We start from the raw sequence: 26,177 nt of genomic DNA, 5'->3' as shown, positions 1-26,177 counted from the left end.
TCGTCCTATCCCACCGGCCGCCGCGCGCGCAGCGCCTGCGCCAGCGTGCCTTCATCCAGATAGTCGAGTTCGCCGCCGACCGGCACGCCATGGGCGAGCTGGGTCAGGCGGATGGGGAAGCGCTCCAGCCGCTCGGCGAGATAATGGGCGGTGGTCTGCCCCTCCAGCGTGGCGTTCATCGCCAGCACCACTTCGTCGATGCCGCCCTGCTCCAGCCGGGCGACCAGCGCGTCGATGGTCAAATCCTCCGGCCGCACCCCTTCCAGCGCGGACAGCCGCCCGCCCAGCACATGGAAACGGCCGGGAAAGAGGCGCGACTTGTCGAGCGCCCAGAGGTCGGGCACATCCTCCACGACGCAGAGCGCGCGTGCGTCGCGGCGCGGATCGGCGCAGATGCCGCAAGGGTCCACCGTGTCGACATTGCCGCAGACATGGCAGGTGACGAGCCGGTCGTTCACCGCCTCCAGCGCGCGCAGCAGCGGCTCCATCGCGCCCTCGCGCTTCTTGAGCAGGTGCAGCACCGCGCGCCGCGCCGAGCGGGGGCCAAGGCCGGGCAAGCGGGACAGCGCTTGCGTGAGCGCCTCGATTTCAGGTGAAGCCATATCGTGAGATAAGGGGTTGCAACTGGGAGAGACAAGGGGTTTGAGCATCCATCATGCGTATCATCTACATGGGCACCCCCGATTTCGCCGTTCCCGCGCTCGACGCGCTGGTGCAGGCGGGTCATGACGTCGTCGCGGTCTACAGCCAGCCCCCCCGCCCGGCCGGCCGCGGCAAGGGACTGCGCCCCTCCCCGGTCCAGACACGGGCCGAGCAACTGGGGATCGCGGTGCACACGCCGGTGTCGCTCAAGGAGGCGGCGGTGCAGGGCGCCTTCGCTGCGCTCGACGCCGATGTCGCGGTGGTCGCCGCCTATGGCCTGATCCTGCCGCGCGCGGTTCTGGATGCGCCACGCCATGGCTGCATGAACATCCACGCCTCGCTGCTGCCGCGCTGGCGCGGAGCGGCGCCGATCCAGCGGGCGATCCTGTCGGGCGACAATGTCACCGGCGTCACCATCATGGACATGGAGGCAGGGCTGGACACAGGACCGATGCGGGCCAAGCATGTCACCCCGATCGAGGACAAGACTGCGGGCACCCTGACCGCCGAACTGGCTCTTGCCGGGGCGGAACTGATGGTCGAGGTGCTCGACGACATCGCGCTCCACCCGCCGATGGCCCAGCCGGAGGAGGGCGTCACCTATGCCTCCAAGATCGACAAGGCGGAATCGCGGATCGACTTCGCGCGCGGCGCGCATCAGGTCGAACGGCAGGTCCGGGCCTTCAACCCCTTCCCCGGCGCCTTCTTCGAATATCGTGGCGAGCGCTTCCGCATCCTTGCGGCCCATGTCGAGCATCATGCCGGGACGCCGGGCGAGATGCTGGACGACAGCCTGCTGATCGGTTGCGGCCATGACGCGATCCGCCCGACCCTGATCCAGCGCGCGGGCAAGGGCGCGATGACGCCGGGCGAATTGCTGCGCGGATATGAGATGCCGGCGGGCAGCCGGATCGACGCCTGAAACCATGACCCGCTTCGCCTTCACCGTCGAGTTTGACGGCCGCCCCTTCATGGGCTGGCAACGCCAGGCCCATGGGCCCAGCGTGCAGCAGGCCATCGAAGATGCGATCCTCGCCGTCACCGGCGAGCGCGCGGTGATCCATGCCGCCGGGCGGACCGATGCGGGCGTCCATGGCCTGGCGATGCGCGCCCATGCGGAGATCGCGAAGGAGATCGCCCCCTTCCGCCTCATGGAGGCGATCAATGCGCGGCTGCGGCCGGCCCCGGTGGCGATCCTGGCGTGCGACGCCGTGCCCGACGACTGGCACGCCCGTTTTTCCTGCATCGGCCGGTCCTATGTCTATCGCATCGCCAACCGGCGGGCGCCGCTGACCTTCGAGCAGGGGCTGGCGTGGCGGGTGATCCAGCCGCTCGATGCGGATGCAATGCACGAGGCCGCGCAGATATTGGTCGGGCGGCATGACTTCACCACCTTCCGGTCGGCCCATTGCCAGGCGGAAAGCCCGGTCAAGTCGCTCGACCGGCTGGACGTGGCGCGCGACGGCGACCGCATCGCCATCCATGCGGCGGCCCGATCCTTCCTTCACCATCAGGTGCGGTCGATGGTCGGGTGCCTGACGATGGTCGGGATGGGGCGGTGGAGCGCGGACGACCTGCGCGCGGCGCTGGAGGCGAAGGATCGCGCGGCGCTGGGCCTGAACGCGCCGCCCGATGGCCTCTATTTCGTCCGCGCCGCCTATCCGGGCGAGGCGGTCCTATGAAGGCGCGCGTTGGCGCGCGCATCGACATTTTTCACAGGCTGGCCCTGAAGGGCGTGAAATCGGTGCCGGCATCGTAGACGTCCAGCCCTTCGCGCCGCTTGACGAAGCCCACCACGGCGTAGGTGACGGGGGTCAGGATCGCTTCCCAGCCGACCTTCATCGCCCAGTTGGTGACCATCACCGTCAACACCTGCGCGTCGCTCCAGTCGCCATAGAAGGCCAGCGGGTAGAAGATCAGGCTGTCCACCCCTTGCCCCACCACCGTCGATCCGATCGTGCGCGTCCACAGCTGCCGCCCCTGGGTCCGCAGCTTCATCTTGGCGAGGACGAAGCTGTTGGCGAACTCGCCCGCCCAGAAGGCGCAGAGCGAGGCGAAGACGATGCGCCAGGTGCTGCCGAACACCGCTTCATAGGCCTTCTGGTCGGGCCAGCCCTCGGCAGGCGGCAGGGCGACCACCACCCAGCTCATCAGCGCCATGAACAGCATCGCGGCGAAACCCGCCCAGACGCAGCGGCGCGCGCGGGCATAGCCATAGACTTCGGTCAGCACGTCACCCAGCACATAGCCGAGCGGGAAGAAGAGGATGCCAGCGCCGAAGGTGAAGCCGCCCAGCGTCGATAGCTTGGCCGCGCCGATCAGGTTCGACAGCAGCAATATGGCGACGAATGCCGCCATGAAGAAATCGAAATAGCGCAGCGGGCGCGTACCCAACGCCCCGGCATCGACCTTGTGAACAGCCCCCTCGTTCATGCGGACATGCTTATCGCCTGGTCGGATGATTGCAAGCCGTGCTGTTGCAAGCCGTTCCCTCGCCCGCTATCGCGGCAGGCGCACGGCCCCGTAGCTCAGTTGGATAGAGCATTCGCCTTCTAAGCGAATGGTCGCAGGTTCGAATCCTGCCGGGGTCGCCAATAGAGAATGCGGCAATCGGACCAGTCGCACCGCCTTCGAATGGCTCACCATCTTGACCCGATGGACAGGGGTCCAGGCGGTCCTCTGGTTGAACGGTCATCATCCGTAAGATGCGTTCGGCCACGGCCGTGACCGGCTTATGATTGCCGATATGAAGTGAGTCGTCCCTGCCGAACCGAACGGGAGCGGCCTTGGGCGAGGAACAGATGGGATTGAGGTATGTCTTGACGGCAATTGCCCCCGCATTGCCGCCAGCGTCCTGCGCCCGCGTTTCCCGCGCCTCGGCTATCGACCGGAATGACCTTGCTTCCGTGCCCTGAAGCCACCCCCTTTCGGGCCGAAGGGAGGGTCAGGCGCGAGCCTGGCCCTTTCCTTTTGTGGCGTTCATGCCGCGTCGGAGATTATCCCGGTCCCCATTATCGTCGCTCGACACCGGCTTCCCTGGCCGTCTAAGAAGACGGACATGATGAAGCTGTTCATTGGCAACAAGGCCTATTCGAGCTGGTCGCTGCGCGGCTGGCTGGCGTGCAAGCTGTCCGGCCTGCCCTTCGAGGAGGTGGTCGTCCCCCTCTATGACGAAGCCTGGGAAAAGAGGCGCGAGGGCGACGAGTTCGCGCCGTCGTCGGGCAAGGTGCCGATCCTGTGGGACGGCGACGACATCGTCGTTTGGGACAGCCTGGCGATCGTCGAATATCTGAACGAGAAGACCGGCGGCGACAAATTCTGGCCCGCCGATCCCGCCGCGCGCGCCATGGCCCGGTCCATGGCAGCGGAAATGCACAGCAGCTTCGCCGCGCTGCGCCGCGAGCACAGCATGAATATCCGCCAGATCTATCCCGCCGTTCCGCCGTCGGAAGCCGTGGCACAGGATATCGCCCGGATCATGCAGCTCTGGGCTGAGGCCCGCGCCCGCCATGGCGGCGACGGCGAATATCTGTTCGGGGCGTTCGGCGGCGCCGACCTGATGTTCGCGCCGGTCGTGACCCGCTTCATCACCTATCAGCTGCCGGTCGCCCGCTTCGCCGAAGCCTATATGCGCGCGGTCATCGCCCATCCGTGGATGCAGGAATGGATCGGCGGCGCGCAGGCGGAGGAATGGGTGATCGACAAGTTCGAAGTCCCGCCCCAGACGGCCTGAGCCGATGAGCGACAGCCCGGAGACTCGCAAGGAGGAAGCCGCCAGAATCCGCCGGCGCTGGATCACGCTGGGCGAATTGCTGGCGGTGGCCGCGGTACTCATCTCCGCCCTCACCCTTTATCTCAACTGGGCGAACAAGAAGGACGAGCGCGCCGACAAAGCGGCGCAGAGCCTCCGGGATTCCGCCCGTGCCGCCCGGCTGGTACTGAATGGGCAGGCCGATGGCGACAGCCGGCTGACGCTCAAGCCGACCGATCCCGGTCAACTGGTGCAGAGCCAGACGATCCATTTCCCCACGGCGCTGGGCATCGCGCCGGTCGATACCACCGGCGAACCGCGGATCGAGGCCCGCTGGTTCGAGGACGCGCTGAAAAAAGCGCGCAATGCGGCCAAGCTGCCCGATGACAGCATCGGCGACGAGACATTGCCGGTGACAATCGTCACCCAGTTCGTCGTCAATGGCGACACGCGCAGCGACTCCGCCATCTATGCCATCGGCTATGGCATTGCCGGGAAATGGCTGTCGGGCCATCGGCTGACGTTGCGTGGCCTGTCGCTCGTCGGCCCCACGCAAGGAGCAGGCGCCCAGGCCCAGATCGACGCCCGCTGGGCGCGCCAGACGAAGCGCTGAGCCAAGCCAGCCAACAAAAACCCGGCAGCCCCTGTGGGAGCGCCGGGCCTTCTTGCTCGTCCGGAGACGATATCGGTTTTAGCCGACGATTTCTTCGGGCTTGAAGAAATAGGCGATCTCGATCGCGGCATTTTCTTCACTGTCAGACCCGTGGACCGAATTGGCTTCGATCGATTCGGCCAGTTCCTTGCGGATCGTGCCTGCGTCGGCATTGGCCGGGTTGGTTGCGCCCATGATGTCGCGGTTGCGCTGCACGGCATTCTCGCCTTCCAGCACCTGCACGACCACCGGGCCGGAGATCATGAAGGCGACCAGATCGGCGAAGAAGGGGCGTTCCTTGTGAACGGCATAGAAGCCTTCGGCCTGTTCGCGGCTCATGCGGATGCGCTTGGAGGCGACGACGCGCAGGCCAGCTTCCTCCAGCATCTTGGTGACCGCGCCGGTCAGGTTGCGACGGGTCGCATCGGGCTTGATGATCGAAAAGGTGCGCGTGACGGCCATGGCCCTCGGTACTCCAATGGTGGGGGAATAAAGTTGCGCGCCCTTTAGACGCGCCGGTCCCGCGCCGCAAGAGGCTTCACCGCTACGGGCCTTGCACCCATTTGCGGCCTTCCTGCCGCCAGAAACGCGGTTCGACGCCGTCGGCCCTGCTCAGCGCGCGCCAACTCGCGCGCGCGCTCTCGATCGTGTCAGCGTCGAAAAAATAGAAGGCGCGCTCGAACCCAAGCGCTTCCTCGCGCCAGATGCCGTCCGCCAGAGCGACATGCGCCGCGCCGTTCAGCGGGTTGCAGTCCCCGCTCAGCAGGATCGGCTGGTGCGCCTCGCCCCCATCGCCCGCCCGGCCATGCGCCAGGAAAGTTTCGGGCGGGCCGGCCCACAGACCCGCCGAAATCCGCTCCAGCCGGTCCGGCTCCTGCGCGACCACCAGCAGCCGCGCGCCCAGGCCAAGGATGCGCGCCGCGATGGCGGGCAGCACCTGGTCCACGGGATCGCGGCCGAGCTGGTAGAAATCGACCTGCATCAGGCTTCGAACTTGTCCGCCACCAGCCGGTCGATCAGGCGCACGCCATAGCCGGTCGCGCCCTTGTCCCAGGTGCCGCCGGGCTTGTCGGCCCAGACCATCCCGGCAATGTCGAGATGCGCCCATTTGACGCCATCCTCGATGAAGCGCTTGAGGAACTGCGCCGCGGTGATCGACCCGGCATAGCGCGGGCCGATATTCTTCATGTCGGCGATCGGGCTGTCGATCAGCTTGTCATAGGCAGCAGACAGCGGAAAGCGCCACAGCGGGTCGCCCACCGCCTGTCCCGCCGCGATCAGATCGTTGGCCAGGCCATCGTCGTTGGAAAAAATGCCCGCATATTCGCTGCCCAGCGACACGATCATCGCGCCGGTCAGGGTGGCCAGGTCCACGATCACGTCCGGCTTGTAGGTGCGCTGCGCCCAGGTCAGCGCGTCGCACAGAACCAGCCGCCCTTCGGCGTCGGTGTTCAATACCTCGATCGTCTGGCCCGACATGGATGTGACGATGTCGCCCGGACGCTGGGCATTGCCGTCAGGCATGTTTTCGACCAGCCCGCAGATGCCCACGACATGCGCCTTGGCCTTGCGCCCGGCCAGCGCCTTCATCGCGCCCGCGACCGCGCCCGCGCCGCCCATGTCCCACTTCATGTCCTCCATGCCCGCCGCCGGCTTGATCGAGATGCCGCCAGTGTCGAAGGTCACGCCCTTGCCGACGAACACCACCGGCTTTTCGACCGCGCCGTTGGTGCCGTCCCATTCCATCGCCAGCAACCGCGCCTCGCGCACCGAACCCTGCGCCACGCCCAGCAGCGATCCCATGCCCAGGCCTTCCATCGCCGCCTTGTCGAGAACGGTAATCTTCACGCCCAGCTCTTCCAGATGCCGGCAGCGTTCGACGAAGCTTTCGGGGTAGAGAATGTTCGCCGGCTCCGACACCAGTTCGCGGGTGAAGGCGACTCCCGCCGCCACCGCCGACAGTTGCTCCCACGCGGCGTCCGCGCCGGCCGCGACCAGGGTCAGCGTCTTCAGCGTCGGCTTCGCCTTTTCCGGCTGGCGCGTGCGATAAGTGTCGATGCGCCAGCCGCGCAGCAGCGCGCCGAAGGCCAACTGCGCCGCCAGTTCGCCACTGGCGCCGCCGAAGAATTCGACCGCGGCATGGATTGCGCCGCTTGTCGCCAGCTTGCCCGTCAGCGCCGCGCCGGCCTTCTCGACATCCTGCGCACTGCCGGCGCCGATCCCCAGCAACAGCACGCGCAGCGTCTTGCCGCCTTCGGCGACAAAGCTTTCGAAGACCGACGCGGTTTCCCCGGTGAAGCGCGAAGACGCCGCGCCAGCCGCCAGCGTCGGCGCGGCGGCCAGTGGCAATGTGTCGAAGCCACCCTTGGGCACGGCAAAGACCAGGGTGTCCGCATCGGGACGGGTCGGGCTGAAGTGGATATCCATCTGGGCTCTTTTCCTCTTTTGTCGGCGGGCGGCGGGAACCGCGCTCTTGTCTGCCAGATAGTGCGCTTTCCCCGTCTGGCAAAGCGCTTCGACCGATTTTGCGGCCCGTCATGGATCGCGGGCGATTGCGGACAGCCAATCAGTGCGATAGGCGGGACGCCAGATGCGCCCGTCGATAAGGCCCCCCTGCTTGCAAAACGCCCTGTTCCCCATTTCCTTCCGCGCCGCATTGCTGGGCGGTGTCGCGTTCGCCGCCGGCCCGCAAGCGCTGGCGCAACAGCTCAACGAACCGCAGACGCCGATCAGCGCGCCTGACGCGCCGGTGCCGGACAGCGAGGACCAGCTCGGCTTTGCGGCCGACACGCTGCAATATGACAGCGACAGCGACGTGGTGACCGCAAGCGGCAATGTGCAGCTGCTGCGCGACGGCAACCGCCTGCGCGCCGACAAGGTCGTATGGGACCGCAACTCGGGCAAGGTGGAGGCGCAGGGCAATGTCTCCGTCACCGACCCCGAAGGCAATATCGCCTATGGCGACCGCTTCGACGTGACCGACACGCTCAAGGACGGCGCGGTCGACAATATGCTTCTGGTGCTCCAGTCCGGCGGCCGCCTGGCGGCAGTCAAGGGCGAGCGCGTCAACGGCGTCTACACGCTCCACCGCGCCGCCTATACCGGCTGCGCGGTGGAGGACAGCGATGGCTGCCCCAAGGAGCCGACCTGGCAGATCAATGCCGTCCGCGTGATCTACGATCCCACGCGCGAACGCGTGACGTACAAGAACGCCAATATCGAGCTGTTCGGCCTGCCGCTCATACCCCTGCCCGGCCTGTCCCATCCGGTCGGCGACAATGGCGGCAGCGGCCTGCTGATGCCCAACCTGCGCTACGACCGCACCAACGGCTTCGAAATCGCGCTGCCCTATTATTACAAACTGGCGCCCAATCGCGACCTGACCATCACGCCGCACGTCTACACCGACACGCTGCCGATGCTGGAGACGAACTTCCGCCACCTGACCGATCGCGGCGCCTACCAGATCACCGGCTACATCACCCATGGCAGCCGCGTCGCGACCAGCGACAGCGCTGCGGGCACCACACCGGCAGATTCGGAAAGGGATATTCGCGGCTATCTCGATGCCAGCGGCGCGATGCAGCTCAGCCCGGAATGGAGTGTCGACGGGTCGATCCGCGTGGCCACCGACCGCACCTTCCTGCGCCGTTACGACATCAGCCGCGACGACCGACTGCGATCGACCATCGGCGGGCAGCGCATTGGCGAGGACAGCTATTTCTCGATTCGCGGCTGGGCGGTGCAGACGCTGCGCCAGGGCGATTCGCAGGGGCAGACCCCGATCGCGCTGCCGGTGATCGACTATCGGCTGCGGATGAAGGATCCGTGGCTAGGCGGCGTGCTGCAATTGCAGGCGAACACGCTGGCGATCACCCGGACCAGCGGCCAGGACACGCAACGCGCCTTCGCAGCCGCAGAATGGAATTTGCGCACGCTGACCGGGCTTGGCCAGGAAGTGACGTTCACCGGTTATCTGCGCGGCGACGTCTATCACAGCAGCGACAATCTGCTGACCTCGGTCGCCAGCTACGCCGGCGATCCGGGCTGGCAGGCGCGCGGCATCGCTGCAGCCGCCGTCGACATGCGCTGGCCCTTCGTCGGCGAGGCATTTGGCGGTGTCCAGCGAATCGCGCCGCGCGTGCAGATCGTGGCCGCCCCCCACCTTGCCAACCTGTCGCTGCCCAATGAAGATGCCCGCGCCGTCGACCTGGAGGACAGCAACCTCTTCGCGCTCAACCGCTTCGCCGGCTATGACCGGTTCGAGGACAGCTCGCGCGTCACCTATGGCCTGGAATATAGCCTGGAGCTGGCCAATTTCTCGCTCCAGAGCATCGTCGGGCAAAGCTATCGCCTCGACCGCCGGGAAAGCATCCTGCCCGACGGCACCGGCCTTTCCGACCGCACCTCCGACATCGTCGGGCGCACCACGCTCCGCTACAAGAATCTGGTGGCCTTCACCCACCGTTTCCGGTTGGACAAGGATAGTCTGTCGGTCCGCCGCAACGAGATCGACGCCACCGTGGGCAGCAAGAAGACCTATGCCATGGTCGGCTATCTGCGCCTCAACCGCAACGCCATCTCCGGGCTTGAGGACCTTCAGGATCGCGAGGAGCTGCGCCTGGGCGGTCGGGTGCAGTTCGCGCGCTTCTGGTCCGTCTTCGGATCGACCGTCGTCGACCTGACCGACGCGCAGGAAGATCCGGTCAGCGCCGCCGACGGATATGAACCCGTCCGCCATCGGCTGGGCTTCGCCTATGAGGATGATTGCCTGACGCTCGGCCTCACCTGGCGACGCGACTACCAGGCCAATGGCGACGCGCGAAAGGGCAATGGTTTCCAGCTACGGCTAGCTTTCCGCAATATTGGCATATAAGGATCACGCTTCCCGCGTCCCCGTCAGGGCTGGTTAAGGCGGATCGATACATCATGTATCGGACCGTATTGGAGATTATTGCCGACGATGCTGCCTGTCGTTTCCACGCCCAACCGCATGATCCGCGGCGTTCGTACCGGTTTGCGCGCCCTGCTGCTGTCGTCCGCGCTGATCGGCACCGGCATCCAGTCGGTCGCCGCCCAGACCGTCGATGATAGCGGCGATATCGCCGCGCAGCAGCTCAACCTGCCCAAGGACGTCACCGTCTTCGGCAAGAGCGATCCGAATGTCCGCAAGGCGACCGCGATCGTGAACGGCCGCATCATCACCGGCACCGACGTCGATCAGCGCCTCGCCCTCATCATCACCGCCAATGGCGGCAAGGTGGAGGCCGAAGAAAAGGAACGGCTGCGCGTGCAGGTTCTGCGCAACCTGATCGACGAGACGCTCCAGATCCAGGAAGCCGCCGCCAACGACATCAAGGTCGATCCGGCGGAGGTCAACCAGAGCTATGAGCGGGTTGCCGCCAATTTCCGCCAGTCGCCCACCCAGTTCGACGGCTATCTGCGCGAAAAGGGCAGCTCGTCCGCCAGCATCAAGCGGCAGATCGAGGGCGAACTCGCCTGGAGCCGCCTGCTCCGCCGCAATATCCAGCCCTTCGTCAACGTGTCGGAGGAAGAAGTGAAGTCGGTCATCGACCGCCTCAACGCCGCGAAGGGCAGCGACGAATATCGGATCGGCGAAATCTATCTTTCGGCGACGCCGGAAAATCGCGAGCAGATCGTCGCCAACGCCCGCAACATCATCCAGCAAATCCAGCAAGGCGGCAGCTTCCAGGCCTATGCCCGCCAGTTTTCCGAAGCGTCGACGGCCGCGGTTGGCGGCGACCTTGGCTGGATTCGCCCCGCGCAGCTCCCGGCCGAACTGGCGCAGGCCGCCGCGGAAATGCAGGTCGGCCAGATCGCCGGACCGATCGAGACGGTGGGTGGCGTGTCGCTCATCTACGTCATGGACAAGCGCAAGGTGCTGACCGCCGATCCCCGCGATTCGCTGCTCAGCCTGAAGCAGTTGTCGGTCCTCTTCCCGCAGGGCACGACCAAGGAACAGGCAAGCGCCAAGGCCGCGAGCTTCGCGGCCGCGATCAAGGAGATCAAGGGGTGCGGCCAGGCCAATGAGGTCGGCGCGAAGATCGGCGCCGACGTGGTCGACAATGACAATGTGAAGGTCCGCGACCTGCCGCCGCAGTTGCAGGACATATTGCTCAACCTGCAGGTGGGTGAATCGACACCGCCATTCGGCTCGATCACTGACGGCGTGCGCGTCCTGGTGGTCTGCGGCCGGGATGATCCGGCCTCCGCAAACGCCCCCAATGCCGACCAGATCATGGCGCAGCTGGAGGAAGAACGGGTCAACAAGCGCGCGCGCATCTATTTGCGGGATCTTCGCCGCGATGCCGTCATCGAATATAACTGACGCGCCCCCCCTCGCTCCGTTCGCCGTTTCGCTCGGCGATCCGGCGGGGATCGGGCCGGAGATCGTCGCCAAGAGCTGGGTGATGCGGGAGGCGCGCGGCCTGCCGCCCTTCTTCGCGGTCGGCGACATCGCCTCGCTGCGCGCCGTGTGGCTCGGGCCGGTCGTCCAGATCGACAGTCCGGAGGAAGCCGCCGACGCCTTCGGATCGTCCCTTCCCTGCCTCCAGGTCGCGCAGGCGGGCGACATCGTTCCGGGCAGCCCCTGTGTCGATGGCGCCCGTACCGCTTTCCAGGCGCTGGAAGTCGCGGTCGGCCTGGCGCGATCGGGATCGGCAGGCGGCGTCGTCACGGCCCCGGTGGGGAAGGAACAGCTGTACGGGGTCGGCTTCACCCATCCCGGCCAGACCGAATTCATCGCGGAACGCTGTGGAGTTGCGCCGCACAATGCCGTCATGATGCTGGCCGGCCCGTCACTGAAAGTCGTGCCCATCACGATCCACATCCCGATCGCGGAAGTGCCCGCCGCCCTGACCATCGACCTGATCCGCAGCCGCGCGCTGACCACCGCCAAGGGATTGCAACGCAATTTCGGCATCGCCCGCCCGCGCCTCGCCGTCGCGGGGCTAAACCCCCATGCCGGCGAAAATGGCGCGCTGGGCCGCGAGGAAATCGACGTGATCCGTCCCGCCATCGACCTGCTGCGCGCGGATGGCCTCGACATTGTCGGGCCGCTGGCTGCCGATGGCATGTTCCATTCCCGCGCCCGCGAAACCTACGACGCGGCGCTGTGCATGTATCATGATCAGGCGCTGATCCCGATCAAGACGCTGAATTTCGACGAAGGCGTCAACATCACGCTGGGCCTGCCGATCGTCCGCACCTCGCCCGACCATGGCACCGCCTTCGGCATCGCCGGCACCGACAGCGCCAATCCCGGCGCGATGATGGCCGCGCTCCGGATGGCGGCCGAAGCCGCCCGCGCCCGCATCGCCCATGGCTGAGTCCCGTCCGGCGCTGCCGCCCTTGCGCGATGTCATCGCGCGCCATGGCCTCGCGGCCAGCAAGGCGCTGGGGCAAAATTTCCTGTTCGACGAACAATTGCTCGACCGCATCGCGGCCATCCCCGGCCCACTCAAGACGGCGCGCGCGTTCGAGGTCGGCCCCGGCCCCGGTGGCCTGACCCGCGCGATCCTGCGTGCAGGGGCGCAACTGGTCGCTGTCGAGCGCGACCAGCGCTGCCTGCCAGCCCTGGCCGAATTGCAGGAAGCCTTCCCCGACCAGCTGCGCGTCATTTCCGGCGACGCCATGCAGGTCGATGCCCAGAGCGAGGCCGGCGACGGCGCGCATGTGATCGCCAATCTGCCCTATAATGTCGGCACACCCCTGCTCGTCGGCTGGCTGTCGACCGACTGGTCGCCGCTACCCTGGTGGCAAAGCCTGACCCTGATGTTCCAGATGGAGGTCGCCGAGCGGATCGTGGCGAAACCCGGCACCGACCATTATGGCCGCCTCGCCGTGCTTTCACAGTGGCGCAGCGATGCGCGGATCGCGATGAAAGTGCATCGCAGCGCCTTTACGCCGCCGCCGAAGGTCATGTCGGCCGTGGTCCACCTGACCCCCAAGCCGGCGCCCGAGGATGTGCAGCTCAAATATCTGGAGCGGCTGACCGCTGCCGCCTTCGGCCAGCGACGCAAGATGCTGCGCCAGAGCCTGAAGGGACTGCCCGGCGCTCTGGCGGCGCTGGAGGCCGAAGGGATCGACCCGCAGCGCCGCGCGGAAACGGTGAGCGTCGAGGAATTTGTCGCCGTGGCCCGGCGTCTGGGCCACGGCTGACCTCAGTCCTTCTCGCCATCGAGTTCGGCGATCTCCTCGTCAATGTCCCGCAGCGCCTCGGCCCGGTCGGCAGCCGGCATCCGCGTGGCGGCGATCTGGGCGCGGGCAGACAATAATCCGGCCCGCGCGGCAGCCTTGCCCATGCGCGCGGCGTGCCGTGCCTGCGCCTCGATAGCCCGCTCGCAGATACGGACACGGATATGGCGGCGGCCATCGGAGTCGACCGTCTCGCGGTGACTGGTCATCTCGTTGCCGTCGCAGCCCTCACGGACATCGACGATCGGCACCATCCGGGCGATTTCCGCTTCCGTGGGAATGCGATGACTTTCGACCCGTCCATCGGCGTGGGTGACCATGATCCGCCCCTTCTCACTGCGCACCGTCACCGGCGGCGCAGGCGGCACTGGCGGAATGGGTGCGACCATGTCGGCGGCGGGCGGCACAGGCGGGACCGGTGGCAGCGGCACGGCCTGGGGCTGCGGATCGGCGTGCCCGAGCGCGGCCGGGACGGCAGGCACGGCTCGAACGGCTGGCACGGCGGCGACGGCAGGGATGCTGGCCTGCGCCGGCTGGGCGACCAGATCGGTCAGGCGAGCGAGATCGGCGCCTTCGACCTTTTCGGTCAGCGCCGCCATCTGCTGCGCGGCGCGACTGCCCGATGCGGTGAGGGCAAGACCGGTGGCGGTGACGAGCGCGACAGCCGCCATGCCCCAGCTGATCCGCCGCAGCGATGTTTCATGAGTCGACAACATTTTCAGCCTCCCTTTGAGCGTGGCGAGACGGGTGAGATGACAGGCGCCGGCGAACTGCCGACCGCCGGCGGCCTTCAAAATCGCGCGGCCATAGGCGTGGGCCTGGTCGCTGCCGTAGAGCGACAGGACACGCGCGTCGCAGGCGGTTTCCTGATCGGCGCGATAGGCGCGATAGGCCATCCAGGCGACGGGATTGCACCAGTGGATCGCCAGCAGCAGCAGTGCGATCATGTTGGCGGTCAGGTCGCCGCGTTCATGATGCGCCCGTTCATGCGCGATCGCCATGTCCTGCTCCTGCGGATCGTATCGCAGGGCGAAATCGGGCGGCAGCACGATGAAGGGACGGAAAATGCCGAAGGCAAGCGGACCCGACGCCTGGGGGCTGGTGATGATGCGGATGCGGCCTTCCATGCCGATCTCGGTCGATCCGGCCAATATGTGACGGCGGAAGCGGACATAGCCCACGGCCTGGATCGCCAGGAAGACGATCAGTCCAACGAACCAGATGGCAATGGCGATTTCCAGCCAGGGCAGACCCGGCGCGGTGTCGACTGCCGCACCGATCGGCGCGTCGTTGAAGATTGCGGGCAAACCGGCCTGGTCGACCGCGACATGCAACGGCGAGGGATCGACTACATCGTCCGGCAGCGCGGGCATCAGCATTCGCGCCAAGGGTAGAAGCCAGAGCATATAGGCCGCCCCCGCCCCCAGCCAGCGCGCGACAGGTCTTCGCAGCATCATGACCAGCGCCATCAGCAAGGTGGTAGCGATCAGGGTTTCTGCCAGCCAGACGCTCATGATCTCAATCCTTTCAGGATTTCCTCAAGCTCGGCGATATCGTCCGCCGTCAACTGATCCTGCTGCGCCAGCTGGGCGACCAGCGGCGACACGCGCCCGCCGAACAGCCGGTTCACCAGCCGTCCGGATTCACCCGCGACATAATCGTCCCGCGCCACCAGCGGGCGATAGAGAAAGCGGCGGCCATCCTGGTCGGCGGCGATCACATCCTTGGCCATCAGTCGCGACAGCAGCGTCTTGACGGTCTGAAGGCTCCAGTCACGGTCGGCGGCGACGCGGTCGGCGACGTCATTGGCGGTCTGCGGCGCCTGTTCCCACAGCGCTTCCATCACCACCAGTTCCGCTTCGCTGATCTTCTCGCTCACTTGCCCGACACCCGACTCATCCGTTTGACAACCACAGATGTAGTCGCATCGATTACGAATGTAGTCAATAGAAGTTCGAGCGAGTGACAGCCTCGCCATTTCAACGGGAATCGGACTATGTCGGGAATTTTGACAAAGCGAACGCCCGGATGCCGCCCGTTAACCTTTGCAATGGCCGACTTTCCTGACCGGCATCATATTGGCACGGCGATTGCGACACGATGGGCGTTCCCACCGTTCAACTACCGGGGGATGCCGGCAGGTCTCCGCAGGCATCCCCCACCCGGTTCGTCTCATGTCGTGGAACGGCTGAAGAGGCGTTCGCGGGCGGCGTTCGACCCCGCGCAAAGCCATCATCATCCGGGTCAGTTCAGGCCGACGCTTCCTCGGTCGCCTCATCCTTCGCCTGCTTGCGGTCGGTGAACCAGATGGCGATGATGGTGATTTCGTACAGCAGCAGCAACGGGATCGCGAGCATCAGCTGCGATACGACGTCGGGCGGAGTCAGCACCGCAGCCAGAATGAAAGCGGCGACGATCATGTAGCGGCGCAAGCTGATCAGTTGCGCGCGCGTCACGAACCCCGCACGGTTGAGCAGCATCAGCAGCACCGGCATCAAAAAGCTGATGCCGAAGGCCAGGATGAACTGCATGACCAGGCCGAGATAGGAGTCCGCGCTGGGCAGCGCCTCTACCGACAGGCCGCTGCTATTGCCCTGGAACTCCAGGAAAAAATGAAAGGCGGTCGGCATCACCACGAAATAGGCGAGGCTCGCTCCCATGGCAAAGAGGAAGGGCGTGGCCAGGATGAAGGGCAGCAGCGCCTTTTTTTCCTTGGCGTAAAGACCGGGCGCGACGAAGGCCCAGAGCTGGTTGGCAATGATCGGGAAGGACAGGCAGAAAGCGCCGAACACGGCGATCTTCACCTGCACGAAAAAGGCTTCGTAAAGCTTGGTATAGACCAGCTTGCCGCCGCCGTCGCCAAAGGCTTCCTTCAGCGGGTGGACAAGGATGGCGAACAATTGCTCCGAAAAATAGAAGCAGATCGCGCCTGTCAGGAAGAGCGCATAAACGCATTTGAGCAGGCGGCTGCGCAGCTCGATCAAATGATCCAGCAGGGGCGCCTTGCTGTCGTCAATATCCGTGATCATGCCGCTGCGTCATCCTTGCGCGCTCCGGCAGCGGGCGCTTCCGCAACATAGGGCGGGCCATCGGAGGCCGGGGTCGCCACGGGCGCCGATTCAGCAACATAGGGCGGCTCGTCGGCCAGCGGCGCGGATTCGGCCACGAACGGCGGCGTGTCGCCGGCATCCGGAGCGGGCAGGGCTTCGGCCGCAGTCTCGGCCGGATGCTCCGCCATGATCCGCTTGTTTTGCGCGGCCCACTTCTTTTCCAGCTCTTCCAGTTCGACTTCGCGCACCATGGCGTCGATCCCGGTGCGGAAATGCCGGGCCATGCCCTGCGCCTTACCCACGATCTGCCCCACCTTGTAGAGCGCGCGCGGCAAATCCTTCGGCCCGATCACGATCACCGCAATGATCACGATCACCAGAAGTTCGGTCGAATCGATGCCAAACATGCGGGACTATCGGCCTGTGCTAGCGATCAGGCCTTGGTCTTTTCGTCGGATGCGGTCGGCGTCGCGCTCGGCGCATCCTGTTCGGGGACGCGATGACCTTCGATCCGGGTGGCGGGCTTGGTCGGCGTGACCGCGTCATCATCGTCCGCCATGCCCTTCTTGAAGCTCTTGATGCCCTTGGCGACATCACCCATCAGACCGGAAATCCGGCCGCCACCGAACAGCAGCATGACGACCAGGAGCACGATCACCCAGTGCATCAGCGAGAAGGAACCCATTTTTCAATACTCCTAGTAGAAGGCCTTTCTAGGCGTCTTCCTCGTCATTTTCCACAACGGATTGGTCGGCGAGACCCTCCAGCGCCAAATCCACGGGATCAAGCAGCCCGGCGACACGCAAATCCTCGATCCCCGGCAGGTCACGGCGGCTGCTAAGGCCGAAATGTGACAGGAATTCTACGGTGGTTGCATAGATGAGCGGGCGTCCGGGCACCTCGCGCCGCCCCGCAGGCCGGACCCATCCCGCTTCCATCAGCACGTCCAGCGTGCCCTTGGCGACCTGCACGCCGCGAATCGCCTCGATCTCGGCACGGCTGACCGGCTCGTGATAGGCGATGATGGCCAGCGTCTCCATTGCCGCGCGGGACAGTTTGCGCGGCTCGTCCTTTTCGCGCCGCAGGATATGGGAGAGGTCCGGCGCGGTCTGGAAATGCCAGCGCCCGCCCCGCTCGACCAGATTGACCCCGCGCCCGGCATAATGGTCACCCAGCGCCGCCAGCGCGCCGTCGAGGTCGCCCGCATCGCCCACATGCAGCTTCAGCTCGGCGGGCGTCATCGGCGCCTCCGCCACGAACAGGGCAGCTTCGACGGCACGAAGGAAATCGTCGGGTTCCTGGATCATGACTGGGGTCCGACCGGCGCGGCGACGCGCAGGTAAATGGGTTGGAAAATGCCGTCCTGCTGGATGTCGAGCCGCCCCTGCCGCGCCAGTTCCAGCGCCGCGACGAAGCTGCTGGCCAGCGCCGACTTCGCCTTGGGCTGGTCCAGATCGCGGGGCAGGAAAGCCTCCAGCCGGGTCCAGTCCAGCGCCGCGCCCACCAGCGCGCCGACCCGCTGGATGGCCTCGTCCAGCGTCATCACCGGCCGCACCGCGATGGTGTGGACGACGGGCTGGGTCCGCGCGCGAATCTGTCCATAGGCCTGGATCAGGTCGAACAGACTGGCGCGCCACTGCGCCTTCCGGACCAGCCGCAACCCTTCGGGCTTGCGACGCGGGAAGACGTCGCGACCGATCCGGTCGCGCGCCATCAGCCGCGCGGCAGCGTCGCGCATCGCATGGAGCCGTTGAAGCCGCAGTTGCAGCCGCAGCGCCAGCTCCTCGGGGCTGGGATCGGGCTGTTCCTGGCGGGGCAGCAACAGGGAGGATTTGAGATAGGCGAGCCAAGCCGCCATCACCAGATAATCGGCCGCCAGTTCAAGCTTCAGCTGCCGCGCACTGTCGATGAAGGCGAGATATTGTTCGGTCAGCGCCAGGATGGAAATTTCACGCAGGTCGACCTTCTGCCCCCGCGCCAGCGTCAGCAGCAGGTCGAGCGGCCCTTCCCAATGGTCGAAGCTGACGGTCAGCATGTCCGGCCGCGGCGCCTGCGAAGCCGGGGCCGGCGGCTCGAACAGGTCTTCGGTCACTCCACCGTCACCGACTTGGCGAGGTTGCGGGGCTGATCGACATCGGTGCCCTTGGCCACCGCCACATGATAGGCAAGCAGTTGCACCGGCACGGCATAGACGAGGGGCGCGATGAGCGGATGAACCTGCGGCATCTCGATCGTCGCCATGCAGCCTTCGCCGGCCAAGGCAATGCCCTCCGCGTCGGAGATCAGCACCACCTTGCCGCCCCGCGCCTGCACTTCCTGCATGTTGCTAACGGTCTTTTCGAACAGCGGCCCGCTCGGCGCGATGACGATAACGGGAACCAGCTCGTCGATCAGCGCGATCGGGCCGTGCTTCATCTCGCCCGCGGCATAGCCTTCCGCGTGGATATAGCTGATCTCCTTGAGCTTCAGCGCGCCCTCCAGCGCCATCGGATAGTCCGGCCCGCGCCCCAGATAGAGCACGTCGCGCGCCGGCGCGATCAGGTGCGCCATCGCCTCGATCTGACCGTCGCGGCTGAGTGCCTCGTTCAATGCGGCTGGCGCTTCGGACAGGTGCCAGACGATCTCGGCTTCCTCCTCCGGGGTCAACTTGCCCTTGGCCCGCGCGAGATTGGCCGCCAGCGCCGCCAGCACGGCCAGTTGGCAGGTGAAGGCCTTGGTCGAGGCGACGCCGATCTCCGGGCCGGCATGTGTCGGCAGCAGCAGGTCCGCCTCCCGCGCCATGCTGCTGGTGGGGACGTTCACCACGACGGCGATGATCTGCCCCTCCGCTTTGGCATGGCGCAAGGCAGCCAGCGTATCGGCCGTCTCGCCCGACTGGCTGATGAAGAGGGCGAGCCCCCCCTGCTCCAGCACCGGCTCGCGATAGCGGAACTCGCTCGCCACATCGATGTCGACCGGCACGCGCGCGAATTTCTCGATCCAGTATTTGGCGACAAGACCGGCATAAAAGCTGGTGCCGCAGGCGACGATGGTGATGCGCTTCACCTGACCCAGATCGAAATCCATGTCGGGCATGGCGATCTGGTTTTCCATGCGGCGCAGATAGGAGCGCAGCGTCTGGGCGACGACCACCGGCTGCTCGAAAATCTCCTTTTGCATGAAGTGGCGATGATTGCCCTTGTCGATCATCGCGCCCGACACACCGGAAATCGTCACCGGCCGCTCGACGGGGTTGTTGTCCTTGTCGAAAATCTCGGCGCTGTCACGCGTGATGACGACCCAGTCGCCCTCATCCAGATAGGCGATGCGCTGGGTCAGCGGCGCAAGCGCCAGCGCGTCGGAGCCGAGATAGGTCTCCCCGTCGCCATAGCCGACCACCAGAGGCGAGCCCAGCCGCGCGCCGATCAGCATGTCGGGATGGCTGCGGAAGGCGATGGCGAGCGCGAAGGCGCCATGCAGGCGGGGCAGCACCTGCGCCACGGCTTCCTTGGGACTGACGCCCTGCTCCACCAGTTCGCTCACCAGATGGGCAACGACCTCGGTATCGGTCTGGCTGTCGAACACGCGGCCGCGGGACATGAGTTCCTGCCGCAGCGGCTTGAAATTCTCGATGATGCCGTTGTGGACCAGCGCCACCTCACGCGTGGCATGGGGGTGGGCATTGCTGGTGGTCGGCGCGCCGTGGGTCGCCCAGCGGGTGTGGGCGATGCCGGTCATGCCGGGCAGCGGTTCGGCGGCCAGTTCCTTCACGAGGTTGGCAAGCTTCCCCTCGGCCCGGCGCCGTTCGATCGCGCCGTCATGGACAGTCGCGACGCCTGCGCTGTCATAGCCGCGATATTCCAGCCGCTTGAGGCCGTCGACCAGCCGGTCGGCCACGTCGTCCTTGCCGATGATTCCAATGATGCCGCACATGAAGAAGATGCCCCGTCGAACCCGATGAACCAGCGAAACCGCTCTTATAGAGTGGTTTCACCGCCATGCCAGTCATCGCGACCGGCCAGCAGCATCATGACGGGCGCGCGAGGATATTTCAGCCCGGCCGGATGGTGATCATCCAGATGTCGGGCGGCGCGAACATCCGGATGGGAAAGCCGCTGGTGCCCACGCCGCCTGAAACGATCATCGTCCTGGCGCCCTCGCGATACAGGCCGCACGCATAGCGGGTGCCGTAGCGCGAGGGCACGTAGACTACGCCAACCAAAGGAAATGCGACTTGTCCGCAATGGCTGTGGCCCACCAGCGTCAGCGACGGCGCATCGGGTAGCCTCGGAAAAAGGTCGGCCCCGTGCGACAGCATGACCGGCGCACCGCCGATCCGGCGCATCGCCGCCAGCGTGTCGGGCACATCGGGCTTGCTGGTGTAGATGTCCTTGAAGCCGCCGATCGCCAGCGGCCCGCGCCGGACGGCCCGATCCTGCAGCAGCGTCACGCCGATCCGGTCGAAAGCCGCCTGCCAGTCCGGCCCGCTCAACGCCCGCTGGTTCTTCCGGCTGCGGCTGTCATGATTGCCCAGCACCGCAACCACGCCAAGTGGCGCACGCAGGCCGGCAAAGGGCGCGATGCTCGCCTGCCCGTCATAGATCGCGCCGCCCTTGTCGTCGCCGACATAGTCGCCACCCAGCAGGATGAGGTCGGGCCGGAGCGCATTGATCTGTGCCACGATCCGCGCCATCCGCGCCGGGCTGTTGTCCGGGCCGGACAGGTGAGTGTCGGTCATGAGCGCAACCGTCATCGGCTTGCGGGGCGCATCGGCGGGGAACGGCAGCAATATCTCCGCCCGTCGCACCACCGGCATGGCGCTGGCGTTCAGGACCAGCCAAGCCGCAAAACCGATGATCGCCAGCAGCAGACACAGAAATCCCGCCAGCCAGGGATGACCACGGACGAAACTCATCCTTTGACAGCCGCCTTCTTCGCCTTCATCCGCGCGCGGAATGCCGCCGCCCAGCCGGCCTTGCCGACCTGTTCGGGCCGGACCAGACACAGCGAATCCGCCTCCACGGCCTGGGTCACGACGCTGCCCGCAGCTACGATCGCGCCGTCCCCGATAGTCGCGGGCGCGACCAGCGCGCTGTTGGAGCCGATGAAGGCGCCCGCGCCGATCTCCGTCCGGTACTTGAAATAGCCGTCATAATTGCAGGTGATGGTCCCCGCGCCGATATTCGCCCCCGCGCCCACGCTGGCGTCACCGATATAGGACAGGTGATTGGCCTTCGCCCCCTCGCCCAGCGTCGCCTTCTTGATCTCGACGAAATTGCCGACCTTCGCCTTGGGGCCGATCTCCGCCCCCGGCCGCAGCCGCGCATAGGGACCGATCTCCGCCCCGCTTTCGACGCGCGCGCCCTCCAGATGGGAAAAGGCATGGATCGTCACATCGTCCGCCACCATGACGCCGGGGCCGAAGACGACGTTCGGTTCGACCACCACGTCGCGGCCCAGCTCGGTGTCATGGGAGAAGAAGACCGTCTCCGGGGCGACCAGGGTCACGCCGTCGCGCATCGCCTCGATCCGGCGGCGCGCCTGCCACATCGCCTCTACCCCGGCCAGTTCGATGCGGCTGTTGATGCCCGCCACTTCCCACGCCTCCGTCTCGATCACGGCGCTGGTGGCGCCGGGCAGCATCACGATATCGGGCAGATAATATTCGCCGGCCGCATTGTCGTTGCCGATCCTGTCGAGCAGGATGAACAGGTCGGTCGAGCGCACCGCCATCAGGCCGCTGTTGCAGAGCGTCACCGCCCGCTCGGCCTCGCTCGCGTCCTTATATTCCACCATCTTCTCGATGATGCCCTGCCCATCGGCGATGATGCGGCCATAAGCGGCGGTATCATCGGGACGGAAGCCCAGCACCACCGCGCGCGGCTCGTCGCCCCGGCTCAACCGATCGAGCATCGCCCGCATCGTAGCGGCGCTCACCAACGGCACGTCGCCATAAAGAATCAGCACATCGCCCGCGAAACCCGCGAGCGCGTCATGCGCCTGCGCGACCGCATGACCGGTGCCCAGCTGCCGGTCCTGCACGGCGATCACCGCGCCCGTGCCGGCAACCGCCTTCTCCACCTGCTCGCGTCCCGCGCCGACGACCACCACCTGCCGTTCCGGCGCCAGTTGGGAAACGCTGGCCAGCAGATGGAGCAGCATCGGCCGCCCGGCGACCGGATGCAGCACCTTGTGCAGCGCGGATTTCATACGTGTCCCCCGGCCGGCGGCAAGGATGATGACGGCGAGCGGACGAGAGGCGGGGCTGGTCACGGCGTGCGGATCCTGTTGTTCCTGAGCGTCCGGCGTGATGATCGTCCCCACGGCAAGCCCAGCCCTCCAGGGTCGGAGCTTGCCGCTTCCCCATGCTTTCCCTTTCCGTGTGAAGGAGAAAGCGCCGCCCTTCGACTGGCTCAGGGCGAACGGAGAATGGTGCGACGATCACCCTCGCCGGGCGATTGCAGGACTGCTCTGCCATGTTTGGCTTGCCTTTGCCACCATGGTCGCGGCATGGCGATGGTCATGGCGAACATCCCCTTCGACATCATCGGCTTCGACCTGGACGGCACGCTCATCGACACCAGCGGCGACCTCGCTGCGGCGGTCAATTATGCCATCGGCACGATCGGCCGCCCGGCCTTTCCGGTCGCGGCCATCCATCCCTTCGTCGGGAAAGGGGCAAAGGTCATGCTCCAGCGCGCGCTGGACGCCTCGGGCGGCCATGACGAGGCGATCCTGGCGCAACTGCTACCGATCCTGCTCGATTATTATGAGCAGAATCTGGCCATTTACTCCGTTCCCTATCCCGGCCTGATCGCGGCGATGGATCAGCTTGCGGGGCTTGGCATCAAGCTCGCCATCTGCACCAACAAGGCGGAGCGCTTCACCATCCCATTGATGCGCCAGATCGGCCTGTCCGACCGGTTCGCCAGCATCGTGGGCGGTGACACGGTCGGCATATCGAAGCCCGACCCCGCGCCGATCCGCGCCATGATCGAACGCGCGGGCGGCGGCCGGACCCTCTTCGTCGGCGACACGATCAACGACATTGCCGGCGCGCGCAATGCAGGCGTCGCCAATGTCGCCGTCAGCTTCGGCTTCCTTGACGGCCCTGTCGAGGACCTGGAGGCCGACGCCATCATCCATCATTTCGACGAACTGGTGCCGCTGCTGGAACGCTGGCCGGCATGACTCTCCGGCTCGAACGCGACGGTGCGGTCGCCCGTCTGCTGATCGACCGGCCCGCGCGACGCAACGCCATGTGCCAGGCGATGTGGGAAACATTGCCGCAGCTGGTGGGAGACGCGATGGGCGACCCCACGGTGCGCGTGCTGATCCTCGCTTCCGGCACGCCCGGCCTCTTCTGCGCCGGGGCCGACATAGACGAATTTGCCCGTTTCTCTGGCGCGGAGGAGTGGCGGGTCGCCAATCAGGCCGCAATCCGCGCCAGCCAATATGCGCTCGCCCATGCCGAAAAGCCGGTGATCGCCGCGATCGATGGCGATTGCATCGGCGGGGGATGCGGCCTTGCCATCGCCTGCGACCTGCGCGTCGCCGCACCAACCGCCCGAATGGGGATCACGCCGGCGAAGCTCGGCATCGTCTACTCGCTGTTCGACACGAAATTGCTGGTCGATCTGGTCGGCCCGGCGCGCGCGAAGCGCGTCCTCTTCACCGGCGCGCTACACGGGGCGGACGAAGCCCTGTCGATCGGCCTGATCGAGCAGATCGCCGTCGATCCGCTGACCACTGCCGACACCCTGGCCCGGAGCATCGCCGCAAATGCCCAGCATAGCGTGCGATCATCCAAGGCGATCATCCGCCGCATCCTCGACGGTCAGGCCGACGATGACACGACCACGCTGGCAATGTTCCGCGACGCCTTCACGCTGCCCGAATTTGCGGAGGGCGTGACGGCGTTCCGGGAGAAGCGGAGGCCCGATTTCTGAATATCGGTTGGAACCCCGTTCCGCCGCTACAGAATGCCGACCGCAGCGTCAGCCCAGATGACGCCGGCGACAGCCACCGCCGCGCCGACCAGCATCGCCCGCAACATCGGCGCAGATGTGACCCTGAACGACAATTCGACACATAGCCCCAGGCCGCCGAGCAACAGCGCCCAAGCGGCAAAATCCTCGATGCCCCAGACAAACTGCCGCGAAAAACGCATGGCGATCGCAGGCAGCACCCAGAGGCAGCACAGGACGGTCCAGAAGCTGCGTCGCCATCGGACGCCAGCTTCACCAGTTTTGATCGCGAAACGCATGAGCATGGCTCCCCGTTGAAGCACAGATCCTCTCACGCCCTTTCGGCAGGGACAACGGGCATATGACGCCGCCAAAGGAAAAGGGCCGCCGCAATGCGGAGGCCCTTCCTTTGTCTACCGATGGGTCGACGCGATAGGCGATCACATGTGGATCGGCTTGCCGGTCACAGCCATCGCCGCTTCCTTGATCGCCTCGCTGTGCGTCGGATGCGCGTGGCAGGTGTAGGCGATGTCCTCGCTCGACGCGCCGAACTCCATCGCCTGTGCCGCCTGCGCGATCATGGTGCCAGCAGGGACCCCGATGATCCACACGCCCAGCACCTTGTCCGTCTCGGCGTCAGCAATGATCTTCACGAAGCCGTCGGGTTCGTGGTTGGTCTTGGCGCGGCTGTTGGCCATCATCGGGAATTTGCCGACCTTGATCGCGCCGCGTTCTTTTGCGACTTCCTCGGTCAGCCCCACGCCTGCGATTTCCGGCTTGGTATAGACCACGCTGGGGATCACGTCATGATTGACGATGCCGGTCAGGCCCGCGATATTCTCGGCAACGGCAATGCCTTCGTCCTCGGCCTTGTGCGCCAGCATCGGTCCGGGGATGACGTCGCCGATCGCCCATACGCCCGGAACCTTCGTACCGAACTCATGGTCCGTCTCGATCTGGCCGCGTGCGTTCAGCTCCAGGCCGATCTTGTCGAGGCCGAGGCCTTCGGTGTTGGGACGACGGCCGATCGAAACGAGCACGACGTCCGCCTCGATCGTTTCCGCGTCGCCACCGGCAGCAGGCTCGACGGTCAGGGTCACGCCCTTCTTGCCGACTTGCGCACCCGTCACCTTGGTGCCGAGCTTATATTCGAAGCCCTGCTTCTTGAAGATCTTGTTGGCTTCCTTGCGGACTTCGCCGTCCATGCCGGGCAGGATCTGGTCGAGATATTCGACCACCGTCACCTTGGCACCCAGGCGCTTCCAGACACTGCCCAGTTCGAGGCCGATCACACCGCCACCGACGACGACCAGATGGCCCGGAACCTTGTCCAGTTCCAGCGCGCCGGTCGAGTCGACGATCTGACCGCCGGCATTGTCGACCGCAACGCCCGGAAGCGGCGTGACCGAGGAGCCAGTCGCGATGACGATGTTCTTCGCCGTCACCGTCTCGCCGCCGACTTCAACGGTGTTGGCACCGGTGAAGCTGGCCCGACCCTTGAGCCAGGTCACCTTGTTCTTCTTGAACAGGAACTCGATGCCCCCGGTCAGACCCTTGACCGCGTCCTTGCGCTGGCCCTGCATGGTGTCGAGGTCCAGGCTCATCTTGTCGATCTTGACGCCCAGCTTGGCGAGCGCACCGTTCGCGGCCTCGTCATAGAGTTCCGAGGCGTGCAGCAGCGCCTTGGAAGGGATGCAACCGACATTGAGGCAGGTGCCGCCCAGCGTCTCGCGGCTTTCGGCGCAGGCGGTCTTGAGGCCCAGCTGCGCCGCGCGGATCGCCGCGACATAGCCACCGGGGCCGGCACCGATCACCAGCACGTCATAATCGAAGTCTGCCATAACGATCTCCGTTCGCCCTTGAAGCGAGCCGAGTGTCTCGCTTCAACCTGTCGAAGGGCATTACTTCTTCTTTTGTCC

Annotated in this window: 27 protein-coding genes and 1 tRNA gene; 11 read left to right on the top strand and 17 right to left on the bottom strand. The window is 66.0% G+C overall.

Annotated elements, in window-relative coordinates:
* Positions 1 to 5: 5 nt before the first annotated feature.
* Positions 6 to 602 carry a recombination mediator RecR gene (gene recR / locus A7Q26_RS05285; RefSeq protein WP_066857621.1) on the bottom strand — a complete coding sequence of 199 codons (597 nt, stop codon included), beginning with the start codon at positions 600 to 602 and terminating at the stop codon, positions 6 to 8.
* A 53-nt stretch (positions 603 to 655) separates the two neighbouring features.
* On the opposite strand from recR, the gene fmt reads away from it, so the two are divergent.
* Together fmt and truA are read left to right on the top strand one after the other, a co-directional pair.
* Complete coding sequence (gene fmt / locus A7Q26_RS05280; RefSeq protein WP_066857618.1) at positions 656 to 1,564, top strand: methionyl-tRNA formyltransferase; 909 nt, start codon at positions 656 to 658, stop codon at positions 1,562 to 1,564.
* Between the two features lie 4 nt (positions 1,565 to 1,568).
* Positions 1,569 to 2,324, top strand: coding sequence for a tRNA pseudouridine(38-40) synthase TruA (gene truA / locus A7Q26_RS05275; protein ID WP_066857615.1), 756 nt, complete (start codon positions 1,569 to 1,571; stop codon positions 2,322 to 2,324).
* Positions 2,325 to 2,355: 31 nt separating this feature from the next.
* On the opposite strand, the gene A7Q26_RS05270 is transcribed toward truA, so the two are convergent.
* A complete protein-coding gene (locus tag A7Q26_RS05270; RefSeq protein ID WP_066857611.1) occupies positions 2,356 to 3,075 on the bottom strand; it encodes a queuosine precursor transporter in 720 nt (239 codons plus the stop codon).
* A gap of 84 nt (positions 3,076 to 3,159) precedes the next feature.
* On the opposite strand from A7Q26_RS05270, the gene A7Q26_RS05265 reads away from it, so the two are divergent.
* The 3 genes from A7Q26_RS05265 to A7Q26_RS05255 all read left to right on the top strand — a co-directional run bounded on the left by A7Q26_RS05265 (position 3,160) and on the right by A7Q26_RS05255 (position 5,006).
* A tRNA-Arg gene (locus tag A7Q26_RS05265) sits at positions 3,160 to 3,236 on the top strand.
* Positions 3,237 to 3,700: 464 nt separating this feature from the next.
* Positions 3,701 to 4,375: a glutathione S-transferase family protein gene (locus A7Q26_RS05260; RefSeq protein ID WP_198162851.1), complete on the top strand. Its 675-nt coding sequence runs from the start codon at positions 3,701 to 3,703 to the stop codon at positions 4,373 to 4,375.
* A gap of 4 nt (positions 4,376 to 4,379) precedes the next feature.
* Positions 4,380 to 5,006, top strand: coding sequence for a hypothetical protein (locus A7Q26_RS05255; protein WP_066857608.1), 627 nt, complete (start codon positions 4,380 to 4,382; stop codon positions 5,004 to 5,006).
* Between the two features lie 78 nt (positions 5,007 to 5,084).
* Here A7Q26_RS05255 and ndk read toward each other — a convergent pair whose 3' ends face one another.
* The 3 genes from ndk to A7Q26_RS05240 all read right to left on the bottom strand — a co-directional run bounded on the left by ndk (position 5,085) and on the right by A7Q26_RS05240 (position 7,472).
* Positions 5,085 to 5,507 carry a nucleoside-diphosphate kinase gene (gene ndk / locus A7Q26_RS05250; RefSeq protein WP_066857605.1) on the bottom strand — a complete coding sequence of 141 codons (423 nt, stop codon included), beginning with the start codon at positions 5,505 to 5,507 and terminating at the stop codon, positions 5,085 to 5,087.
* Positions 5,508 to 5,589: 82 nt separating this feature from the next.
* Positions 5,590 to 6,027 (bottom strand): DNA polymerase III subunit chi, encoded by a 438-nt coding sequence (locus A7Q26_RS05245; protein WP_066857602.1) that lies wholly within the window; start codon positions 6,025 to 6,027, stop codon positions 5,590 to 5,592.
* Complete coding sequence (locus A7Q26_RS05240) at positions 6,027 to 7,472, bottom strand: leucyl aminopeptidase (protein WP_066857599.1); 1,446 nt, start codon at positions 7,470 to 7,472, stop codon at positions 6,027 to 6,029. The genes A7Q26_RS05245 and A7Q26_RS05240 overlap by 1 nt, the downstream gene beginning before the upstream one ends.
* A 163-nt stretch (positions 7,473 to 7,635) precedes the next feature.
* Between A7Q26_RS05240 and A7Q26_RS05235 the strand changes: the two genes are divergently transcribed.
* The 4 genes from A7Q26_RS05235 (at position 7,636) to rsmA (ending at position 13,226) form a co-directional block, all read left to right on the top strand.
* Positions 7,636 to 9,921 carry an LPS assembly protein LptD gene (locus A7Q26_RS05235; protein WP_198162850.1) on the top strand — a complete coding sequence of 762 codons (2,286 nt, stop codon included), beginning with the start codon at positions 7,636 to 7,638 and terminating at the stop codon, positions 9,919 to 9,921.
* Positions 9,922 to 10,008: 87 nt separating this feature from the next.
* A complete protein-coding gene (locus tag A7Q26_RS05230; protein WP_066857593.1) occupies positions 10,009 to 11,394 on the top strand; it encodes a peptidylprolyl isomerase in 1,386 nt (461 codons plus the stop codon).
* Positions 11,372 to 12,394, top strand: a complete 1,023-nt coding sequence (gene pdxA, locus A7Q26_RS05225; protein ID WP_066857590.1) for a 4-hydroxythreonine-4-phosphate dehydrogenase PdxA — start codon at positions 11,372 to 11,374, stop codon at positions 12,392 to 12,394. Before A7Q26_RS05230 ends, pdxA begins: the two co-directional genes overlap by 23 nt.
* The gene (gene rsmA / locus A7Q26_RS05220; protein WP_066857587.1) at positions 12,387 to 13,226 is read left to right on the top strand and encodes a 16S rRNA (adenine(1518)-N(6)/adenine(1519)-N(6))-dimethyltransferase RsmA; all 840 of its coding nucleotides are present in this window, start codon (positions 12,387 to 12,389) and stop codon (positions 13,224 to 13,226) included. The genes pdxA and rsmA overlap by 8 nt, the downstream gene beginning before the upstream one ends.
* 2 nt (positions 13,227 to 13,228) lie before the next feature.
* Here rsmA and A7Q26_RS05215 read toward each other — a convergent pair whose 3' ends face one another.
* From A7Q26_RS05215 to glmU, 10 genes are all read right to left on the bottom strand, one after another.
* Positions 13,229 to 14,776 carry a M56 family metallopeptidase gene (locus A7Q26_RS05215; RefSeq protein ID WP_066857584.1) on the bottom strand — a complete coding sequence of 516 codons (1,548 nt, stop codon included), beginning with the start codon at positions 14,774 to 14,776 and terminating at the stop codon, positions 13,229 to 13,231.
* Positions 14,773 to 15,141 (bottom strand): BlaI/MecI/CopY family transcriptional regulator, encoded by a 369-nt coding sequence (locus A7Q26_RS05210; RefSeq protein WP_066857581.1) that lies wholly within the window; start codon positions 15,139 to 15,141, stop codon positions 14,773 to 14,775. Before A7Q26_RS05210 ends, A7Q26_RS05215 begins: the two co-directional genes overlap by 4 nt.
* A 370-nt stretch (positions 15,142 to 15,511) precedes the next feature.
* Positions 15,512 to 16,291: a twin-arginine translocase subunit TatC gene (tatC, locus tag A7Q26_RS05205; RefSeq protein WP_066857578.1), complete on the bottom strand. Its 780-nt coding sequence runs from the start codon at positions 16,289 to 16,291 to the stop codon at positions 15,512 to 15,514.
* A complete protein-coding gene (tatB, locus tag A7Q26_RS05200) occupies positions 16,288 to 16,719 on the bottom strand; it encodes a Sec-independent protein translocase protein TatB (RefSeq protein WP_066857575.1) in 432 nt (143 codons plus the stop codon). Before tatB ends, tatC begins: the two co-directional genes overlap by 4 nt.
* 26 nt (positions 16,720 to 16,745) lie before the next feature.
* The gene (locus A7Q26_RS05195; protein ID WP_066857572.1) at positions 16,746 to 16,997 is read right to left on the bottom strand and encodes a twin-arginine translocase TatA/TatE family subunit; all 252 of its coding nucleotides are present in this window, start codon (positions 16,995 to 16,997) and stop codon (positions 16,746 to 16,748) included.
* A 28-nt stretch (positions 16,998 to 17,025) separates the two neighbouring features.
* Positions 17,026 to 17,619, bottom strand: a complete 594-nt coding sequence (gene scpB, locus A7Q26_RS05190; RefSeq protein ID WP_066857569.1) for an SMC-Scp complex subunit ScpB — start codon at positions 17,617 to 17,619, stop codon at positions 17,026 to 17,028.
* Positions 17,616 to 18,347, bottom strand: coding sequence for a segregation and condensation protein A (locus tag A7Q26_RS05185; protein ID WP_066858015.1), 732 nt, complete (start codon positions 18,345 to 18,347; stop codon positions 17,616 to 17,618). Before A7Q26_RS05185 ends, scpB begins: the two co-directional genes overlap by 4 nt.
* A gap of 53 nt (positions 18,348 to 18,400) precedes the next feature.
* Entirely contained in the window at positions 18,401 to 20,224 is a 1,824-nt protein-coding gene (glmS, locus tag A7Q26_RS05180; RefSeq protein WP_066857566.1) for a glutamine--fructose-6-phosphate transaminase (isomerizing), read from the bottom strand.
* Positions 20,225 to 20,342: 118 nt separating this feature from the next.
* Positions 20,343 to 21,206, bottom strand: coding sequence for a metallophosphoesterase (locus A7Q26_RS05175; protein ID WP_066857563.1), 864 nt, complete (start codon positions 21,204 to 21,206; stop codon positions 20,343 to 20,345).
* Complete coding sequence (gene glmU, locus A7Q26_RS05170) at positions 21,203 to 22,606, bottom strand: bifunctional UDP-N-acetylglucosamine diphosphorylase/glucosamine-1-phosphate N-acetyltransferase GlmU (RefSeq protein WP_269747228.1); 1,404 nt, start codon at positions 22,604 to 22,606, stop codon at positions 21,203 to 21,205. The genes A7Q26_RS05175 and glmU overlap by 4 nt, the downstream gene beginning before the upstream one ends.
* Before the next feature lie 207 nt (positions 22,607 to 22,813).
* Here glmU and A7Q26_RS05165 point away from each other — a divergent pair, with 207 nt between their 5' ends.
* Both A7Q26_RS05165 and A7Q26_RS05160 read left to right on the top strand, forming a co-directional pair.
* Complete coding sequence (locus A7Q26_RS05165; protein ID WP_066858012.1) at positions 22,814 to 23,482, top strand: HAD family hydrolase; 669 nt, start codon at positions 22,814 to 22,816, stop codon at positions 23,480 to 23,482.
* Positions 23,479 to 24,240, top strand: a complete 762-nt coding sequence (locus A7Q26_RS05160) for an enoyl-CoA hydratase/isomerase family protein (RefSeq protein WP_066857557.1) — start codon at positions 23,479 to 23,481, stop codon at positions 24,238 to 24,240. The genes A7Q26_RS05165 and A7Q26_RS05160 overlap by 4 nt, the downstream gene beginning before the upstream one ends.
* A gap of 26 nt (positions 24,241 to 24,266) precedes the next feature.
* Here A7Q26_RS05160 and A7Q26_RS05155 read toward each other — a convergent pair whose 3' ends face one another.
* Together A7Q26_RS05155 and lpdA are read right to left on the bottom strand one after the other, a co-directional pair.
* Positions 24,267 to 24,557, bottom strand: a complete 291-nt coding sequence (locus tag A7Q26_RS05155) for a hypothetical protein (protein WP_066858009.1) — start codon at positions 24,555 to 24,557, stop codon at positions 24,267 to 24,269.
* A gap of 141 nt (positions 24,558 to 24,698) precedes the next feature.
* Positions 24,699 to 26,099 carry a dihydrolipoyl dehydrogenase gene (lpdA, locus tag A7Q26_RS05150; protein WP_066857554.1) on the bottom strand — a complete coding sequence of 467 codons (1,401 nt, stop codon included), beginning with the start codon at positions 26,097 to 26,099 and terminating at the stop codon, positions 24,699 to 24,701.
* Positions 26,100 to 26,177 lie beyond the last annotated feature (78 nt).

The organism is Sphingobium sp. TCM1 (genome assembly GCF_001650725.1).
Taxonomy (GTDB): domain Bacteria; phylum Pseudomonadota; class Alphaproteobacteria; order Sphingomonadales; family Sphingomonadaceae; genus Sphingobium.
This window is presented reverse-complemented; position numbering and strand designations above follow the sequence as displayed.

Coding starts and splice junctions, on each gene's coding strand:
- recR (WP_066857621.1), bottom strand. CDS start 602: ATGGCTTCACCTGAAATCGAGGCGCTCACGCAAGCGCTGTCCCGCTTG.
- fmt (WP_066857618.1), top strand. CDS start 656: ATGCGTATCATCTACATGGGCACCCCCGATTTCGCCGTTCCCGCGCTC.
- truA (WP_066857615.1), top strand. CDS start 1,569: ATGACCCGCTTCGCCTTCACCGTCGAGTTTGACGGCCGCCCCTTCATG.
- A7Q26_RS05270 (WP_066857611.1), bottom strand. CDS start 3,075: ATGAACGAGGGGGCTGTTCACAAGGTCGATGCCGGGGCGTTGGGTACG.
- A7Q26_RS05260 (WP_198162851.1), top strand. CDS start 3,701: ATGATGAAGCTGTTCATTGGCAACAAGGCCTATTCGAGCTGGTCGCTG.
- A7Q26_RS05255 (WP_066857608.1), top strand. CDS start 4,380: ATGAGCGACAGCCCGGAGACTCGCAAGGAGGAAGCCGCCAGAATCCGC.
- ndk (WP_066857605.1), bottom strand. CDS start 5,507: ATGGCCGTCACGCGCACCTTTTCGATCATCAAGCCCGATGCGACCCGT.
- A7Q26_RS05245 (WP_066857602.1), bottom strand. CDS start 6,027: ATGCAGGTCGATTTCTACCAGCTCGGCCGCGATCCCGTGGACCAGGTG.
- A7Q26_RS05240 (WP_066857599.1), bottom strand. CDS start 7,472: ATGGATATCCACTTCAGCCCGACCCGTCCCGATGCGGACACCCTGGTC.
- A7Q26_RS05235 (WP_198162850.1), top strand. CDS start 7,636: ATGCGCCCGTCGATAAGGCCCCCCTGCTTGCAAAACGCCCTGTTCCCC.
- A7Q26_RS05230 (WP_066857593.1), top strand. CDS start 10,009: ATGCTGCCTGTCGTTTCCACGCCCAACCGCATGATCCGCGGCGTTCGT.
- pdxA (WP_066857590.1), top strand. CDS start 11,372: ATGCCGTCATCGAATATAACTGACGCGCCCCCCCTCGCTCCGTTCGCC.
- rsmA (WP_066857587.1), top strand. CDS start 12,387: ATGGCTGAGTCCCGTCCGGCGCTGCCGCCCTTGCGCGATGTCATCGCG.
- A7Q26_RS05215 (WP_066857584.1), bottom strand. CDS start 14,776: ATGAGCGTCTGGCTGGCAGAAACCCTGATCGCTACCACCTTGCTGATG.
- tatC (WP_066857578.1), bottom strand. CDS start 16,291: ATGATCACGGATATTGACGACAGCAAGGCGCCCCTGCTGGATCATTTG.
- tatB (WP_066857575.1), bottom strand. CDS start 16,719: ATGTTTGGCATCGATTCGACCGAACTTCTGGTGATCGTGATCATTGCG.
- A7Q26_RS05195 (WP_066857572.1), bottom strand. CDS start 16,997: ATGGGTTCCTTCTCGCTGATGCACTGGGTGATCGTGCTCCTGGTCGTC.
- scpB (WP_066857569.1), bottom strand. CDS start 17,619: ATGATCCAGGAACCCGACGATTTCCTTCGTGCCGTCGAAGCTGCCCTG.
- A7Q26_RS05185 (WP_066858015.1), bottom strand. CDS start 18,347: ATGCTGACCGTCAGCTTCGACCATTGGGAAGGGCCGCTCGACCTGCTG.
- glmS (WP_066857566.1), bottom strand. CDS start 20,224: ATGTGCGGCATCATTGGAATCATCGGCAAGGACGACGTGGCCGACCGG.
- A7Q26_RS05175 (WP_066857563.1), bottom strand. CDS start 21,206: ATGAGTTTCGTCCGTGGTCATCCCTGGCTGGCGGGATTTCTGTGTCTG.
- A7Q26_RS05165 (WP_066858012.1), top strand. CDS start 22,814: ATGGCGAACATCCCCTTCGACATCATCGGCTTCGACCTGGACGGCACG.
- A7Q26_RS05160 (WP_066857557.1), top strand. CDS start 23,479: ATGACTCTCCGGCTCGAACGCGACGGTGCGGTCGCCCGTCTGCTGATC.
- A7Q26_RS05155 (WP_066858009.1), bottom strand. CDS start 24,557: ATGCGTTTCGCGATCAAAACTGGTGAAGCTGGCGTCCGATGGCGACGC.
- lpdA (WP_066857554.1), bottom strand. CDS start 26,099: ATGGCAGACTTCGATTATGACGTGCTGGTGATCGGTGCCGGCCCCGGT.